Raw genomic sequence first — 16,393 nt, 5'->3', positions numbered from 1 at the left:
CCTACGCCCTCGCGTTGGATATCTGAACAGTTCTGATGACGCTCTTTGTTTGATTGTGATGTTGACCCCTGGGGGTCCATCATGGTTCGTTGTGTTGGGTTATGTTTGATCGCAAGGGTGTCGGGTGGGCGCGGGAGCGCCCGGCGTGCCCGGCGCGGGAGTGGCAGCAGAAAGGCACGGAGCCGTGAAGAAGACCTCGACCCGGCTGGCCGACGGTCGCGAGCTCGTCTACTACGACCTGCGCGACGACGCCGTGCGGGACGCGGTGGACCGCCGGCCGCTCCAGCCGACCGTCACCACCTCCGAGATCCGCCGCGACCCGCTGCTCGGCGACTCGGTCGCCGTCGCGTCCCACCGCCAGGGCCGGATCTACCACCCGCCGGCCGACGAGTGCCCGCTGTGCCCCTCCCTGGACGGCAGGCTCAGCGAGATCCCGGAGTCGTCGTACGACGTCGTCGTCTTCGAGAACCGCTTCCCCTCCCTCGCCGGGGACTCCGGGCGCTGCGAGGTCGTCTGCTTCACCTCCGACCACCACGCCTCCTTCGCCGACCTCACCGAGGAGCAGGCGGGCTTGGTGCTGGACGCCTGGACCGATCGCACCGCGGAGCTGTCCCACCTGCCCGCCGTCAAGCAGGTGTTCTGCTTCGAGAACCGCGGCCAGGAGATCGGTGTGACCCTCGGCCATCCGCACGGTCAGATCTACGCGTACCCCTTCACCACCCCCCGCACCACCCTGATGCTCCGTTCGCTCGGCGCCCACAAGGAGGCGACCGGCGGGGGCAACCTCTTCGACGCCGTCCTGGAGCGCGAACTCGCCGCCGAGCGGGTCGTCCTGGAGAGTGAGCACTGGGTCGCCTTCGTCCCCCACGCCGCGCACTGGCCCTACGAGGTCCACCTCTACCCCCGCCGGCGCGTCCCCGACCTTCTCGCGCTGGGCGACGCCGCACGCACAGAGTTCCCCCAGGTGTATCTGGAACTCTTGAGGCGCTTCGACCGGATCTTCGACGGGGTCGGGTCGCCGACGCCGTACATCGCGGCCTGGCACCAGGCGCCGTTCGGTGCCCTGGACGTCCCGGGCGACGTCACCCGGGACGACTTCGCGCTCCACCTCGAGCTTTTCACCGTCCGCCGAACTTCCGGCAAGCTGAAGTTCCTCGCGGGTTCCGAGTCCGGCATGAACGTGTTCATCAACGACGTGCCGCCGGAAGCCGCGGCCCAGCGACTGCGAGAGGTAGCGAGTTCATGAGTGGGAAGTACCTGGTCACCGGCGGCGCGGGATATGTCGGCAGCGTGGTGGCGCAGCACCTGCTCGAGGCGGGGCACGAGGTCGTCGTGCTCGACAACCTCTCGACCGGATTCCGCGCGGGGGTCCCGGAGGGGGCCTCCTTCGTCGAGGGCGACATCCGCGACGCCGCCACCTGGCTGGACCCCTCCTTCGACGCGGTCCTGCACTTCGCCGCCTTCTCCCAGGTCGGCGAGTCGGTCGTCAAGCCCGAGAAGTACTGGGACAACAACGTCGGCGGCACCATGGCGCTGCTCGGCGCGATGCGTGCGGCGGGCGTGCGCACGCTCGTCTTCTCCTCCACCGCCGCCACCTACGGCGAGCCGGAGCGGGTGCCGATCACGGAGTCCGCGCCGACCCGGCCCACCAACCCCTACGGCGCCTCCAAGCTGGCCGTCGACCACATGATCACCGGCGAGGCCGCCGCGCACGGCCTGGCCGCGGTCTCCCTGCGCTACTTCAACGTCGCGGGCGCGTACGGCAGCCGCGGTGAGCGGCACGACCCCGAGTCCCACCTCATCCCGCTCGTGCTCCAGGTCGCGCAGGGGCGGCGTGCGGCGATCTCCGTCTTCGGCGACGACTACCCGACCCCGGACGGCACCTGCGTGCGCGACTACATCCATGTCGCGGACCTGGCCGAGGCCCATCTGCTGGCGCTCGGCGCCGCCACCGCGGGCGAGCACCTGATCTGCAACCTGGGCAACGGCAACGGCTTCTCGGTGCGCGAGGTCGTCGAGACCGTCCGCAAGGTCACCGGGCACCCGATCCCGGAGGTCGTGGCTCCGCGCCGGGGCGGAGACCCGGCGGTCCTGGTCGCCTCCGCCGCCACCGCCCGGGAGCGGCTGGGCTGGAACCCGTCCCGCGCGGACCTCGCGGGCATCGTCGCGGACGCGTGGGAGTTCGCGCGGAAGATCGCCGAGGAGCGGTAGGTGGACGTGCGCGAGGGCTTCACGCGGCTGTACGGGACGACGCCCGAGGGGGTGTGGGCGGCACCGGGCCGGGTCAATCTGATCGGCGAGTACACGGACTTCAACGAGGGGTTCGTGATGCCGTTCGCCCTGCCGCACCAGGCCCTAGCGGCCGTCTCCCGCCGCACGGACGGGGTGCTGCGCCTGCACTCCGCCGACATCGGGGGACCGGTCGTCGAACTGCGTGTCGAGGACCTGGCACCGCCGGCGGACACCGGCTGGGCCGCCTACCCGGCGGGCGTCGTCTGGGCGCTGCGCGAGGCGGGCCACCCGGTCACCGGCGCCGACCTCCACCTGTCCTCCACGGTGCCGACCGGCGCGGGCCTGTCCTCGTCGGCGGCCCTGGAGGTCGTCACCGCGCTCGCCCTGAACGACCTGTACGGCCTCGGCCTGACCCGCCCCGGACTCGCCCGGCTCGCCCAGCGCGCCGAGAACGACTTCGTGGGCGTGCCGTGCGGTGTCATGGACCAGATGGCGTCGGCGTGCGCCACCGAGGGCCACGCCCTGCACCTGGACTGCCGCGATCTGTCCCTGCGCCAGATCCCCTTCGACCCGGGCGCCCAGGGCGTCAAGCTGCTCGTGGTCGACACCCGGGTCAAGCACGCCCTGGGCGACGGGGCGTACGCGGAGCGGCGCGCGGGATGCGAGGAGGGCGCGCGGCAGCTCGGTGTCACGCATCTGCGGGACCTCGCCCACGAGGACCTGCCGGCCGCGCTCGGGCGCCTGACCTCCGAGCGGGTGCGCCGCTATGTGCGCCATGTGGTCTCGGACGACCACCGCGTCGAACGCGTCGCCGCCCTGCTGGACGCGGGCGACGTACGGGCCGTCGGCCCCCTGCTGACCGAGGGCCACCTCTCCCTGCGGGACGACCTGCGGATCTCCTGCCCGGAACTGGACCTGGTGGTCGACACGGCGAACGCCCGCGGCGCGCTGGGCGCCCGCATGACGGGCGGCGGATTCGGCGGCTCGGCGATCGTCCTGGCGAAGGCCGCGCACGCCGACACCCTCACCGAGGACCTGGAGAAGGCCTTCGCCGCGGCCGGCTTCCCGGCGCCCCGCGTCTTCCCGGCGCACCCGTCCCGGGGCGCCCACCGCGTGAGCTGACGCCGCCGGGCCGTGCCGGCGTCCGTCAGGTCAGCCGCCTGGTCATCGTGTACTCCGTGATGCCCGGGGGGTAGTCGGCCACCGTGCCCACCACGGCGTAGCCGCGCCGCCGGTAGAACTGCGGCGCCTGGAAGTCCCAGGTCTCCAGGCGCGCGGCCGTGCACGCGCGCCCCTCGCGCGCGACGCGCTCCGCCTCCAGGAGCAACCGGGTGCCGAGGCCGTTGCCGCGATGGCGGTCGTCGACCCACAGGTAGGTGATGTGCAGCCACGTCGCCCACGTGTGGCCGACCAGTCCACCAGCCACCTCGCCCACTGCGTCCAACCCCCAGACGTGCAAGGGGACTTCACGCTCACGGGGGGTGCCGCGCAGTGCGCGCACCACCGGGGAGGCCGCCGTGTTCGTCTCGCTCAGCCGGGCGCGCAGCAGGTCCCGCCGCCGCTTGTCGACTTCCGTCTCGATACGGAACATGCGGCTCACCATAAACGCGCTGGCAGACCAGTTCAGCGAATCCCCTTCCCCTCCCGGCCTCTGGCTCTACCCTGTGACCAGCGCCGGTCGGGGGGTCGGTGCCGGCCAGTGGGCGGTACAGCCGGGTACGACGCCCCGAAGAGGGGCGGCGGTGGGCTGCGCCGCCCTGTCTCAGGTGAGGAACCGGGGAGTTCCGGGCGCGCCGTACCCCGCATCGGTCGTCCCCCGGTCAGTGGGGGTTTGAGTGGTTCGTATCCGAGTCCTGGTCGTCGACGACCATCGCATCTTCGCCGAGTCCCTCGCCGCCGCGCTGGCGGCCGAGTCGGACGTGGAGGTGTCCGCGGCGGGCAGCGGCCCGGCCGCGCTGCGCTGCCTGGAGCGGGCCGCCGCCGAGGGCCGCAGGTTCGACGTGATGCTCGTCGACGCCGACCTGGGCGGCAACGTCCCGGGCACGCGCCCGGCGGTCCCGGTCCAGGAGAGCAACGAGGAGGGGCTGGTCGACGGCATCTCCCTGGTCGCGGGAGTACGCGCCGGACAGCAGCAGCCGGGTGTGCGCACCGTCGTCCTCGCCGAGCGGGACGACCCCCGGCGGGCGGCCCTCGCGCTGCAGGCCGGGGCGTCCGGCTGGGTGGCCAAGGACTGCTCGCTGTCCCGGCTGCTCACGGTCATCCGGGGTGTGCTGCGCGACGAGACGCACCTTCCGCCCGCCCTGCTCACCGGTGTGCTGCGCGAGCTGACCGCCGCCCGCAAGCACCGCACCGAGAGCGAACGGCTGGTGGAGTCCCTGACGCCCCGGGAGCGTGAGGTGCTGCGCTGCATGGTCGCCGGGCTCGGCCGCAAGGCCGTCGCCGAGCGGCTGTTCCTGTCCCCGCACACGGTCCGCACCCATATGCAGAACGTCCTCGGCAAGCTGGGCGTCCACTCCACCCTCGCCGCCGTGGCCCTGGCCCGCCGGGCCGGTGTGGGGCCGGCCGACCTAGCCGGGGATGTTGTCGAACGGGGCGGTCAGCTGGCGTAGCAGCGCCGCCAGGTCACCGCGCTGGGCCCCGCTCAGCTCCGACAGGATGGCGCGCTCCTGGGCGAGCAGTCCGGCGAGCGCCTGGTCCGCCCGGTCCCGGCCCTCGTCCGTGAGCCGCACCAGCACTCCACGGCGGTCGCTGGGATCGGGCAGCCGCTCGACCAGGCCCTTCTTCGCGAGGCGGTCGATGCGGTTGGTCATCGTGCCGGAGGTGACCAGCGTCTGGGTGAGGAGCTGGCCGGGGGAGAGCTGATAGGGGCTCCCGGCCCGCCTCAGCGCGGTGAGGACGTCGAACTCCCACGGCTCCAGGTTGTGTTCCGCGAACGCCAGTCGGCGGGCGCGGTCCAGGTGCCGGGCCAGCCTGCTCACCCGGCTGAGCACCTCGAGCGGTTCCACGTCGAGGTCCGGGCGCTCCCTGCGCCACGCCGCGACCAGCCGATCGACCTCGTCCTCCATGACGATCAGTGTAGTGGTTGTGTCGACATGGAGTCTCTTGATGTGAAGTCTCTCGATGTCAAGCTTCTTGACATCGAGATAGAGGGGTCCGAGGATGGAGCCCGTACGGCGGCGAAGGCGCCCACGGGGGTGGCGCCTTCGCCCCCGGACCCGCACCACACCTTCACCGCGAGGAGGACCACGCCATGCCCACCGTCCCCGCCTGGGACCCCGGCCAGTACCTGCGCCACGCCGGCCACCGCGCCCGCCCCTTCGCCGACCTGCTCGCCCGCGTCCCCGCGCTGCCCGGCGAGCAGCCCCGCATCGCCGACCTGGGCTGCGGGCCCGGCAACGTCACCGTGCTGCTCGCCGACCGCTGGCCCACCGCGCACATCACCGGCTACGACAACTCGCCCGAGATGCTCGCCGCCGCCCACGCCGAGCACGAGGGCCCGCCCCGGGGCCCCGGCCGTCTCGACTTCGCCCACGCCGACGCCCGCGACTGGACGCCCGCCGAGCCCTGCGACCTGATCATCAGCAACGCCACCCTCCAGTGGGTGCCCGGCCACGTCCACCGCTTCTCCGACTGGATCGACGCCCTCACCCCCGGCGGCACCCTCGCCTTCCAGGTGCCCGGCAACTTCGACTCGCCCAGCCACCGGCTGATGCGCCGGATCGCCCACTCCGCCCGCTGGAAGGACCGTCTCGCCGACACCCTGCGCCACGACGACGCCGTCCTCGCGCCCGAGGCCTACCTGGCGCACCTCACCGCCCTCGGCTGCGCCGCCGACGTGTGGGAGACCACCTATCTGCATCTGCTCCAGGGCGAGGACCCGGTCCTGGACTGGGTCAAGGGCACCGGACTGCGGCCGGTCCTCACCGAGCTGGGCGAGGACGCGGAGGACTTCCTCGCCGAGTACCGCACCGCACTGCGCCAGGCGTACCCGCCCACCCGACACGGCACCGTGTTCCCGTTCCGCCGCGTCTTCGCCGTGGCCACGAAGGAGGGCTGAGCGATGCTCGCCGCCCTCGACCACGTCCAGCTCGCCGCGCCCCCCGGCTCGGAGGAACTGCTGCGCGCCTACTACGCCGGCACTCTCGGCATGACCGAGCTCCCCAAGCCACCGGTACTCGCCGCACGCGGAGGCTGCTGGTTCCAGGCCGGAACCGTGCAACTGCACCTCGGCGTCGAGAACGACTTCCGCCCCGCAAAGAAGGCCCACCCCGGGCTGCGGGTGACGGAGATCGAGGCGTACGCGGCCCGGCTGGCCGCCCACGGGGCACCGGTGAACTGGGACGGCGACCTGCCGGGGCACCGGCGCTTCTACTCGTGGGATCCGGTGGGGAACCGGCTGGAGTTCCTGGAGCCGCTGACTACTGCAGCTGCCTGGGGGCGTTCGTCGTGATGTCGATGTCGAACGGCTCGGCAGTCACGGTGATTCCTCCCATGAGCGGGATTCGGCCCAGGCCGCCACCGTAGCCGTCGAGACCGACAAAGGTCATCACATCGGGTGATCGCGCCCCGCACCTCAGCTCTTGCGGTGCCCTATCAGGCGGGGCCTCGGCTCCAGGCCGTCCAGGCCGTGCCACGCCAGGTTCACCAGATGCGCGGCCACCTCCGCCTTCTTCGGGCGGCGCACGTCCAGCCACCACTGCCCCGTCAGCGCCACCATGCCCACCAGCGCCTGCGCGTACAGCGGGGCCAGCTTCGGGTCGAAACCGCGGCTCTTGAACTCGCGGCCCAGGATGTCCTCCACCTGGGTGGCGATGTCCGAGATCAGCGACGCGAACGACCCCGTCGACTGGGGGATGGGCGAGTCCCGCACCAGGATCCGGAACCCGTCCGTGTACTCCTCGATGTAGTCCAGCAGGGCGAAGGCCGCCTGCTCGCACAGCTCCCGCGGATGCCCCGCCGTCAGCGAGCTCGTCACCATGTCCAGCAGACACCGCATCTCGCGGTCCACCACCACGGCGTACAGCCCCTCCTTGCCGCCGAAGTGCTCGTACACCACCGGCTTGGACACCCCGGCCTTCGCCGCGATCTCCTCCACCGACGTGCCCTCGAACCCCTTCGCCGCGAACAGCGTGCGGCCGATCTCCAGCAACTGCTGACGGCGCTCCGCGCCCGTCATCCGGGTACGGCGGGTACGCCGGGGCTTCTCGCTGTTCGGGGTGCTGGATGAGTCGGTCGCCACGCCTCAATCATGCCGCGTCCGCGGCCGCCCTCCCGCGCCGGGAGTCGTCCCCGGCCCCGCTGCGGCGCGAATCGATACGCGAGCGTGACGGCCAGCGCACGTCGTACGCCCAGCCGAGCCGCTCGAACCAGCGGATCAGCCGCGCCGAGGAGTCCACCTGGCCGCGCTCCACACCGTGCCGCGCCGACGTCGGGTCCGCGTGGTGCAGGTTGTGCCAGGACTCCCCGCACGACAGCACCGCCAGCCACCACACGTTGCCCGAGCGGTCCCGCGACTTGAACGGCCGCTTGCCCACCGCGTGGCAGATCGAGTTGATCGACCAGGTCACGTGGTGCAGCAGCGCCACCCGTACGAGCGAGCCCCAGAAGAACGCCGTGAACGCACCCCACCACGACATCGTCACCAGCCCGCCGATCAGCGGCGGCAGCCCCAGCGACACCGCCGTCCACAGCACGAACTGGCGGGAGACCGCCCGGATCGCCGGATCCTTGACCAGGTCGGGCGCGTACTTCTCCTGCGGTGTCTGCTCCTCGTCGAACAGCCAGCCGATGTGCGCCCACCACAGGCCCTTCATCAGCGCCGGCACCGTCTCACCGAACCGCCACGGCGAGTGGGGGTCGCCCTCGGCGTCCGAGAACTTGTGGTGCTTGCGGTGATCGGCCACCCAGCGCACCAGCGGACCCTCCACCGCCAGCGACCCGGCGATCGCCAGCGCGATCCTCAGGGGCCGCTTCGCCTTGAAGGAGCCGTGCGTGAAATAGCGGTGGAAGCCGATCGTGATGCCGTGGCAGCCGAGGAAGTAGAAGAACACCATCAGGCCCAGATCGAGCCAGCTCACCCCCCGCCCCCACGCCAGCGGCACCGCCGCGATCAGCGCCAGGAACGGGAGGACGATGAACAGCAGCAGGGTGAACTGCTCGATCGAACCCTTGCGCTCGCCACCCAGCGTCGCGGACGTCAACGGCGTGTCGCCGTTCGCCTCCGGAGCGTCATCGATCACATCGGAGCTTGTGGCCATGGGGCGTCCCCTGTGGGGTCGAGGGTCGAGGCAGGTGTGCCCGGATACGGTCCAGGGTTCCCCCGTGATCTGACGGGATTCCCTACGGCTCCGTAACCTACGGCGTCGTAAGTATGGCAGTGCGGCACCCGGCGGCAAGAGCCCCTGACCCTGCGCGTCCGTGTGGACACCTATCCTGGGAGCCGGTCGGACAGCGCGGTCCGCTCTGAATCCCTCCCGGACACCAGGGCCACAAGCGGCATCCGTCGCACGGCCCCGCTCCGGGCCCCCTCCGGACGAGCTTCACCACTGCAAGGAGCCGCACCTGTGAGCAGTGCCGACGACCAGACGCAGGACCAGACCAGCGACCGCACGCCCGACCAGGCCGGTGACCGGACCACGGTGGGCGGCGGCGAGCTGCGCGCCGACATCCGCCGACTGGGTGATCTGCTCGGCGAGACCCTGGTCAGGCAAGAAGGCCCCGAACTCCTGGAACTGGTCGAACGTGTCCGTCGACTGACCCGCGAGGACGGGGAGGCAGCCGCCGAACTCCTGCGCGGCACCGAACTGGAGACCGCCGCGCGCCTCGTCCGCGCCTTCTCCACCTACTTCCACCTCGCCAACGTCGCGGAACAGGTCCACCGCGGACGCGAACTGCGCGCCCGCCGGGAGACCGAGGGCGGGCTCCTCGCCCGCACCGCCGACCGCCTGAAGGACGCCGACCCCCAGCACGTCCGCGAGAGCGTCGAGAACCTCACCGTGCGCCCCGTCTTCACCGCGCACCCCACCGAGGCCGCACGCCGCTCCGTCCTCGGCAAGCTCCGGCGCATCGCCGAACTCCTCGAAACCCCCGTCACGGTCGCCGACCGCCGCCGCCACGACAGCCGCCTCGCCGAGAACATCGACCTCGTCTGGCAGACCGACGAACTGCGCGTGGTCCGCCCCGAACCCGCCGACGAGGCCCGCAACGCCATCTACTACCTCGACGAGCTCCACGCCCACGCCGTCGGCGACGTCCTGGAGGACCTGACCGCCGAACTCGAACGCGTCGGCGTCAAGCTCCCCGACACCACCAGGCCCCTCACCTTCGGCACCTGGATCGGCGGCGACCGCGACGGCAACCCCAACGTCACCCCCCAGGTCACCTGGGACGTGCTCATCCTCCAGCACGAACACGGGATCAACGACGCGCTCGACACCATCGACGAACTGCGCGCCCTGCTCTCCCAGTCCGTCCGCTACACCGGAGCCACCGAGGAACTCCTCGCGTCCCTGCGCACCGACCTGGACCGGCTGCCCGGGATCAGCCCCCGCTACAAGCGGCTGAACGCCGAGGAGCCCTACCGGCTCAAGGCCACCTGCATCCGCGAGAAGCTCACCAACACCAAGGAACGGCTCGCCCGCGGCTCCCGGCACGAACCCGGCCTCGACTACCTCGGCACCGCCGAACTCCTGCACGACCTGCGGCTCATCCAGACCTCCCTGCGCGCCCACCGCGGCGGGCTCTTCGCCGACGGCCGGCTCGCCCGCACCATCCGCACCCTCGCCGCCTTCGGCCTCCAGCTGGCCACCATGGACGTCCGCGAACACGCCGACGCCCACCACCACGCCCTCGGCCAGCTCTTCGACCGCCTGGGCGAGGAGTCCTGGCGCTACGACGACATGCCCCGCGAGTACCGGCACAAGCTCCTCGCCAAGGAGCTCCGCTCCCGTCGCCCGCTCGCCCCCAGCCCGGCCCCCCTCGACGACGCCGGAACGAAGACCCTCGGCACCTTCGAGACCATCGGGCGCGCCATGAAGGCGTTCGGCCCCGACGTCATCGAGTCGTACATCATCTCCATGTGCCAGGGCGCCGACGACGTCTTCGCCGCCGCCGTCCTCGCCCGCGAGGCGGGACTCCTGGACCTCCACGCCGGCTGGGCCAGGATCGGCATCGTCCCCCTCCTGGAGACCACCGACGAGCTCAAGGCCGCCGACACCATCCTGGAGGACATGCTCTCCGACCCCTCCTACCGGCGCCTGGTCGCCCTGCGCGGCGACGTCCAGGAGGTCATGCTCGGCTACAGCGACTCCTCCAAGTTCGGCGGCATCACCACCTCCCAGTGGGAGATCCACCGCGCCCAACGCCGGCTGCGCGACGTCGCCCACCGCTACGGTGTGCGGCTGCGCCTCTTCCACGGCCGCGGCGGCACCGTCGGCCGAGGCGGCGGCCCCACCCACGACGCGATCCTGGCCCAGCCCTGGGGCACCCTCGAAGGCGAGATCAAGGTCACCGAGCAGGGCGAGGTCATCTCCGACAAGTACCTCATCCCCTCCCTGGCCCGCGAGAACCTCGAACTCACCGTCGCCGCCACCCTCCAGGCCTCCGCCCTGCACACCGCGCCCCGCCAGTCCAGCGACGCCCTCGCCCGCTGGGACGCGGCGATGGACGTCGTCTCCGACGCGGCCCACGCCGCCTACCGCACCCTCGTCGACGACCCCGACCTGCCCGCGTACTTCTTCGCCTCCACTCCCGTCGACCAGCTCGCCGAACTCCACCTCGGCTCGCGGCCCTCCCGCCGCCCCGACTCCGGGGCCGGACTCGACGGACTGCGCGCCATCCCCTGGGTCTTCGGCTGGACCCAGTCACGCCAGATCGTCCCCGGCTGGTACGGCGTCGGGTCGGGCCTCAAGGCGCTGCGCGAGTCGGGGCTCGACAGCGTCCTGGACGAGATGCACGGGCAGTGGCACTTCTTCCGCAACTTCGTCTCCAACGTCGAGATGACCCTCGCCAAGACCGATCTGCGGATCGCCCGGCACTACGTGGACACCCTCGTGCCCGACGAGCTGAAGCACGTGTTCGCCCGCATCGAGGCCGAACACGAGCTGACGGTCCGCGAGATTTTGCGTGTCACCGGTGAGAAGGACCTGCTCGACGCCGACCCGGGCCTCAAGCAGACCTTCACCATCCGCGACGCCTACCTGGACCCGATCTCCTACCTCCAGGTCGCCCTTCTCAAGCGCCAGCGCGACGCGGCGGCGGCCGGCACCGAAGCCGACCCGCTGCTGTCCCGCGCGCTGCTGCTCACCGTCAACGGCGTCGCCGCCGGACTGCGCAACACCGGCTGACCCCCGGCTGTCGAGCCGACCGGACACGGCTGTGCCCCCGGGCCCCGCATGGGCCCGGGGGCACAGCCCTACCGTACGCCGTTCAGATCACCGCGAACGCCGACGTCAGCAGCAGGATTCCCGCGCCCGCCAGCAGCCATGCCGCCCGCGCCAGCCGCAGCCCGCCCGCCACCACGACAGAGGCCAGCAGCAGCGCCCCGCCGAGCGGAATCCACGCGTACAGCACGCCCGCCGGACCCGACCGGACCACCTCGTCGGAACCCGGCTTCAGCACCACCGTGTACGTCCGCCCCCGCTGGACCGCGGCCGACCTGCCGATCACCACACGGCCCCGCGCCACCGCGCCGGTCGACAGCGGGGTGAACGGGCCATGGCACGTGTCGGCCCCGCACCGGGTCACCTCGATCGTGCCGCGCTCCCGGCCCTTGGTCAGCATCACGTACTGCGCGGTGCCCCACGACCCCCACACACCGCCGATCAGGATCACCACCGCGACCGCGCCGAGGACCGCGTGCCGCACCGTCCGCAGCGCTGTCACCGCGCCCCGGGGCGCCGCGTGGGAAGGCGCCCGATGGGAGGCCCGGGGGGAGGAGGCGGAAGGCATGGCCGCGATACTGGCCAGCCTTCCGCACCTGGTCAACCCCGCCCGGGACCGGCGGGCGACAAGTCCCCAGTTGTCCGCACGTAACCCCGGGCCGCAGGCAGGCTCACGTGTTGTACGTGCCCTGCGCCCGCTCCAGACCCTCGATCACCAGACACTCCACCGCGTCCGCCGCGCGGTCCACGAAGTAGTCCAGCTCCTTGCGCTCCGCGGAGGAGAAGTCCTTCAGCACGAAGTCCGCCACCTGCATACGACCCGGCGGACGCCCGATCCCGAACCGCACCCGGTGGTAGTCCGGGCCCATCGCCTTGGTCATCGACTTCAGCCCGTTGTGGCCGTTGTCCCCGCCGCCCAGCTTCAGGCGCAGCGTCCCGTAGTCGATGTCCAGCTCGTCATGGACGGCCACGACCTGCGCGAGCGGCACCTTGTAGAAGTCCCGCAGCGCGTTCACCGGCCCACCCGACAGGTTCATGTACGACATGGGCTTCGCCAGGACCACCCGGCGGTTCGCGGGGCCCGGGGGGCCGATCCGCCCCTCCACGACCTGCGCCTGCGCCTTGCCGGCCCGCTTGAACTTCCCGCCGATCCGCGCCGCCAGCAGATCGGCCACCATGAACCCCACGTTGTGCCGGTTCATTTCGTACTCGGGTCCCGGGTTGCCGAGGCCCACGACGAGCCAGGGAGCACTTGCGGGGGTGGTCACGTCCATGCCTCCTTGATACGCGCCGGCCGCCGCCCCCAGTGGGAGCGGCGGCCGGCGACACGATGTGGCGCGAGGATCAGGCCTCGGCGGAAGCCTCGTCGGCCTCGCCCTCGGCCTCGGTCTCCTCGCCCTCCGGGGCCTCCTCGGCCTGGGCGGCCAGGACCTGGAGGACGACCGCGTCCTCCTCGACGGCCAGGGTCACGCCGGAGGGGAGCTTGACGTCCTTGGCGTGGATCGAGGCACCGGCCTCCAGACCCTCGACCGAGACCGTCACGGCCTCCGGGATGTGCGTGGCCTCGGCCTCGACCGGAAGCGCCACCAGGACGTGCTCCAGCAGGTTGCCACCGGGGGCCAGCTCGCCCTCGGCGTGCACCGGGACCTCGACGGTGACCTTCTCGCCGCGCTTCACCAGCAGCAGGTCCACGTGCTCCAGGAAGCCCTTCAGCGGGTCACGCTGCACGGACTTCGGGATCGCCAGCTCGTTGGTCTTGCCGTCGATGTCCAGGGAGATCAGGACGTTCGGCGTGCGCAGCGCCATCAGCAGCTCGTGGCCCGGCAGGGTCAGGTGCAGCGGGTCGGAACCGTGACCGTACAGAACACCCGGGACCTTGTGGTCACGACGGATACGGCGCGCGGCACCCTTGCCGAACTCGCTGCGCGACTCGGCGGAGATCTTCACCTCGGACATGCTCACTCCTCGTAGGACGAAAAACAGTGGGGATCTCCCTGCTCCATGGAGCCTGGAGAGGTCACCCGGCCACGAACGGCCTGCTACGAAGAGCGCGTCGATAACGGACCGCCGTACCCATGGGTACGGCCTCCCTCGCCGAGCAACTGCAGCAGTCTACTCGGCCGGGAGGCCGCACCCAAAACGATCTCTGCCGGGGCTACCGGCGGACCCTCACTGCTCGTCGAACAGGCTCGTCACCGAGCCGTCCTCGAACACCTCGCGCACCGCGCTCGCGATCGTCGGAGCGATCGACAGCACCGTGATCTTGTCCAGCTCCAGCTCTCCCGGGGTGGGCAGCGAGTTCGTGAACACGAACTCGCTCACCTTGGAGTTCTTCAGGCGGTCGGCGGCCGGACCCGACAGCACACCGTGCGTCGCCGTCACGATCACGTCCTCCGCGCCGTGCGCGAACAGCGCGTCCGCGGCGGCGCAGATCGTGCCACCCGTGTCGATCATGTCGTCGACCAGGACGCAGATACGGCCCTCCACGTCACCGACGACCTCGTGCACCGTCACCTGGTTCGCGACGTCCTTGTCACGCCGCTTGTGCACGATCGCCAGCGGCGCGCCCAGCCGGTCGCACCAGCGGTCCGCCACCCGCACACGGCCCGCGTCCGGCGAGACCACCGTCAGCTTGGAGCGGTCCACCTTGTGGCCCACGTAGTCCGCCAGCAGCGGCAGCGCGAACAGGTGGTCCACCGGGCCGTCGAAGAAGCCCTGGATCTGGTCGGTGTGCAGGTCGACCGTCAGAATCCGGTCCGCACCCGCCGTCTTCATCAGATCCGCGACCAGACGCGCCGAGATCGGTTCACGCCCACGGTGCTTCTTGTCCTGCCGCGCGTAACCGTAGAACGGCACGATGACGGTGATCGACCGCGCCGACGCGCGCTTCAGCGCGTCGATCATGATCAGCTGCTCCATGATCCACTTGTTGATCGGAGCCGTGTGGCTCTGGATCAGGAAGCAGTCGGCACCGCGCGCCGACTCCTGGTAGCGCACATAGATCTCACCGTTGGCGAAATCGAAGGCCTTCGTCGGGACGACCCCGACACCCAGCTGCTGGGCGACCTCCTCGGCAAGCTCGGGGTGGGCGCGGCCGGAGAAGAACATCAACTTCTTCTGGCCGGTCGTCTTGATCCCGGTCACGGCACTGTCTCCTCAGAGGTGTCTCAACTCGGTACCGCGAGGCCACCACGGCTGCGGCAACACAGCGACTGCAACTCGGCGGCCATCTCGGCTGGTGGGGGTGCGGGGCGTGCATCTCTCACGGTACGCCGTATCCGGCGCACCCGAGTGCGCTCAGTCCTCGCCCTCGGCCCCCGGGGAAGCGGCCTCGGCCGCCTTCGCCGCCGCGCTTCCCGGACGCTTGCGAGCGACCCAACCCTCGATATTCCGCTGCTGGCCACGGGCCACGGCCAGCGAACCGGGCGGAACGTCCTTCGTGATCACCGAACCCGCCGCGGTGTAGGCACCGTCCCCCACCGTGACAGGAGCCACAAACATGTTGTCCGAACCGGTACGGCAGTGCGACCCCACCGTCGTGTGGTGTTTGTCCTTTCCGTCATAGTTCACGAACACGCTCGCCGCCCCGATGTTGGTGAAGTCGCCGATCGTCGCGTCGCCCACGTACGACAGGTGCGGCACCTTCGTGCCCTCGCCGATGGAGGCGTTCTTCGTCTCCACGTACGTGCCGACCTTCGACCTCACGCCCAGCCGCGTGCCCGGCCGCAGATACGCGAACGGACCCACCGACGCCTCGGGGCCCACCACCGCTCCGTTCGACACCGTGTTGTCCACCCGCGCGCCCGCACCCACCCGGGTGTCCGTCAGGCGCGAGTTCGGACCCACCTCGGCGCCCTCGCCCACGTGCGTCGAACCCAGCAGCTGCGTCCCCGGCAGCACCACCGCGTCCCGCTCGAACGTCACCGTCACGTCGACCCACGTCGACGCCGGGTCCACCACCGTCACGCCGGCGAGCATCGCGTCCGTCAGCAGCCGGTCGTTGAGCACCCGGCGCGCCTGGGACAGCTGCACGCGGTTGTTGATGCCCGCGATCTCCTGGTGGTCCGCCGCCACCGACGCGCCCACCCGGTGCCCCGCCGCGCGCAGGATCCCCAGCACGTCCGTGAGGTACTCCTCACCCTGGCTGTTGTCCGTCCGGACCTTCCCGAGTGCCTCGGCCAGCAGTCGGCCGTCGAAGGCGAACACCCCCGAGTTGATCTCCCGGATCGCCCGCTCGTCCTCGCTCGCGTCCTTGTGCTCGACGATCGCGGTCACGGCACCGCTGGCGGCGTCGCGCACGATACGGCCGTAACCGGTGGCGTCCGGCACCTCGGCGGTCAGCACCGTGACGGCGTTGCCGTCCTCCTGGTGCGTGGCGGTCAGCCGGCCGAGGGTCGCGCCGGTGAGCAGCGGAGTGTCGCCGCACACCACGACCACGGTGCCGTCCACACCGCCGCCCAGCTCCTCCAGGCCCATCCGCACGGCGTGTCCGGTGCCGTTCTGCTCGGCCTGGACGGCCGTGCGGACGTCCGGGTCGATCGCGGTGAGGTGCGCGGAGACCTGCTCGCGGGCGTGGCCCACGACGACGACGAGATGCTCGGGCTTCAACTCGCGCGCGGCGGCGAGCACATGTCCGACGAGGGAACGGCCGCAGATCTCATGCAGGACCTTGGGTGTGGCCGACTTCATACGGGTGCCCTCACCCGCTGCGAGAACGACGACGGCGGCCGGGCGGTTGGCACTCACGGGATGCCCTTCGGCTTCTGGGGTGGGTGGACATC

At 71.3% G+C, this 16,393-nt stretch carries 16 protein-coding genes; 7 read left to right on the top strand and 9 right to left on the bottom strand.

What is annotated here, in order from left to right; all coding sequences use genetic code 11:
• The first annotated feature begins 184 nt into the window (after positions 1 to 184).
• The 3 genes from galT to galK are packed head-to-tail and all read left to right on the top strand — an operon-like array spanning position 185 to position 3,354.
• The gene (gene galT / locus AB0C59_RS15230; protein WP_363004505.1) at positions 185 to 1,246 is read left to right on the top strand and encodes a galactose-1-phosphate uridylyltransferase; all 1,062 of its coding nucleotides are present in this window, start codon (positions 185 to 187) and stop codon (positions 1,244 to 1,246) included.
• Complete coding sequence (gene galE / locus AB0C59_RS15225; protein WP_363004503.1) at positions 1,243 to 2,211, top strand: UDP-glucose 4-epimerase GalE; 969 nt, start codon at positions 1,243 to 1,245, stop codon at positions 2,209 to 2,211. Before galT ends, galE begins: the two co-directional genes overlap by 4 nt.
• Positions 2,212 to 3,354 (top strand): galactokinase, encoded by a 1,143-nt coding sequence (galK, locus tag AB0C59_RS15220; RefSeq protein ID WP_363004501.1) that lies wholly within the window; start codon positions 2,212 to 2,214, stop codon positions 3,352 to 3,354.
• A 25-nt stretch (positions 3,355 to 3,379) separates the two neighbouring features.
• Here the strand turns inward: galK and AB0C59_RS15215 are convergent, their stop codons facing one another.
• Positions 3,380 to 3,835, bottom strand: a complete 456-nt coding sequence (locus AB0C59_RS15215; protein ID WP_363004499.1) for a GNAT family N-acetyltransferase — start codon at positions 3,833 to 3,835, stop codon at positions 3,380 to 3,382.
• A 232-nt stretch (positions 3,836 to 4,067) separates the two neighbouring features.
• On the opposite strand from AB0C59_RS15215, the gene AB0C59_RS15210 reads away from it, so the two are divergent.
• Positions 4,068 to 4,841 carry a response regulator transcription factor gene (locus AB0C59_RS15210; protein WP_363004497.1) on the top strand — a complete coding sequence of 258 codons (774 nt, stop codon included), beginning with the start codon at positions 4,068 to 4,070 and terminating at the stop codon, positions 4,839 to 4,841.
• Here the strand turns inward: AB0C59_RS15210 and tamR are convergent.
• Positions 4,800 to 5,297, bottom strand: a complete 498-nt coding sequence (tamR, locus tag AB0C59_RS15205) for a MarR family transcriptional regulator TamR (protein WP_363004495.1) — start codon at positions 5,295 to 5,297, stop codon at positions 4,800 to 4,802. The two genes, AB0C59_RS15210 and tamR, sit on opposite strands and share 42 nt — an antisense overlap.
• Before the next feature lie 185 nt (positions 5,298 to 5,482).
• Here tamR and AB0C59_RS15200 point away from each other — a divergent pair, with 185 nt between their 5' ends.
• On the top strand, positions 5,483 to 6,289 hold the full coding sequence (locus AB0C59_RS15200; RefSeq protein WP_363004493.1) for a trans-aconitate 2-methyltransferase: 807 nt from the start codon (positions 5,483 to 5,485) through the stop codon (positions 6,287 to 6,289).
• A 3-nt stretch (positions 6,290 to 6,292) separates the two neighbouring features.
• The gene (locus AB0C59_RS15195) at positions 6,293 to 6,682 is read left to right on the top strand and encodes a glyoxalase (protein ID WP_363004491.1); all 390 of its coding nucleotides are present in this window, start codon (positions 6,293 to 6,295) and stop codon (positions 6,680 to 6,682) included.
• 123 nt (positions 6,683 to 6,805) lie between these two features.
• Here the strand turns inward: AB0C59_RS15195 and AB0C59_RS15190 are convergent, their stop codons facing one another.
• Both AB0C59_RS15190 and AB0C59_RS15185 read right to left on the bottom strand, forming a co-directional pair.
• Positions 6,806 to 7,471, bottom strand: coding sequence for a TetR/AcrR family transcriptional regulator (locus tag AB0C59_RS15190; RefSeq protein WP_363004489.1), 666 nt, complete (start codon positions 7,469 to 7,471; stop codon positions 6,806 to 6,808).
• A gap of 7 nt (positions 7,472 to 7,478) precedes the next feature.
• Complete coding sequence (locus tag AB0C59_RS15185) at positions 7,479 to 8,489, bottom strand: fatty acid desaturase (RefSeq protein ID WP_363004487.1); 1,011 nt, start codon at positions 8,487 to 8,489, stop codon at positions 7,479 to 7,481.
• A 381-nt stretch (positions 8,490 to 8,870) separates the two neighbouring features.
• Here AB0C59_RS15185 and ppc point away from each other — a divergent pair, with 381 nt between their 5' ends.
• Complete coding sequence (gene ppc / locus AB0C59_RS15180) at positions 8,871 to 11,576, top strand: phosphoenolpyruvate carboxylase (protein ID WP_363004591.1); 2,706 nt, start codon at positions 8,871 to 8,873, stop codon at positions 11,574 to 11,576.
• A gap of 82 nt (positions 11,577 to 11,658) precedes the next feature.
• On the opposite strand, the gene AB0C59_RS15175 is transcribed toward ppc, so the two are convergent.
• The 5 genes from AB0C59_RS15175 to glmU all read right to left on the bottom strand — a co-directional run bounded on the left by AB0C59_RS15175 (position 11,659) and on the right by glmU (position 16,358).
• Entirely contained in the window at positions 11,659 to 12,180 is a 522-nt protein-coding gene (locus AB0C59_RS15175; RefSeq protein WP_363004485.1) for a hypothetical protein, read from the bottom strand.
• Between the two features lie 103 nt (positions 12,181 to 12,283).
• Positions 12,284 to 12,886 (bottom strand): aminoacyl-tRNA hydrolase, encoded by a 603-nt coding sequence (gene pth, locus AB0C59_RS15170; RefSeq protein WP_363004483.1) that lies wholly within the window; start codon positions 12,884 to 12,886, stop codon positions 12,284 to 12,286.
• Positions 12,887 to 12,956: 70 nt separating this feature from the next.
• Positions 12,957 to 13,568: a 50S ribosomal protein L25/general stress protein Ctc gene (locus AB0C59_RS15165; protein ID WP_363004481.1), complete on the bottom strand. Its 612-nt coding sequence runs from the start codon at positions 13,566 to 13,568 to the stop codon at positions 12,957 to 12,959.
• 213 nt (positions 13,569 to 13,781) lie between these two features.
• Positions 13,782 to 14,756, bottom strand: coding sequence for a ribose-phosphate diphosphokinase (locus tag AB0C59_RS15160; RefSeq protein ID WP_363004479.1), 975 nt, complete (start codon positions 14,754 to 14,756; stop codon positions 13,782 to 13,784).
• A gap of 153 nt (positions 14,757 to 14,909) precedes the next feature.
• On the bottom strand, positions 14,910 to 16,358 hold the full coding sequence (gene glmU, locus AB0C59_RS15155) for a bifunctional UDP-N-acetylglucosamine diphosphorylase/glucosamine-1-phosphate N-acetyltransferase GlmU (RefSeq protein WP_363004478.1): 1,449 nt from the start codon (positions 16,356 to 16,358) through the stop codon (positions 14,910 to 14,912).
• Positions 16,359 to 16,393: the final 35 nt, after the last annotated feature.

The sequence above is a fragment of the Streptomyces sp. NPDC048664 genome, assembly GCF_040650555.1.
GTDB lineage: Bacteria > Actinomycetota > Actinomycetes > Streptomycetales > Streptomycetaceae > Streptomyces.
This window is presented reverse-complemented; position numbering and strand designations above follow the sequence as displayed.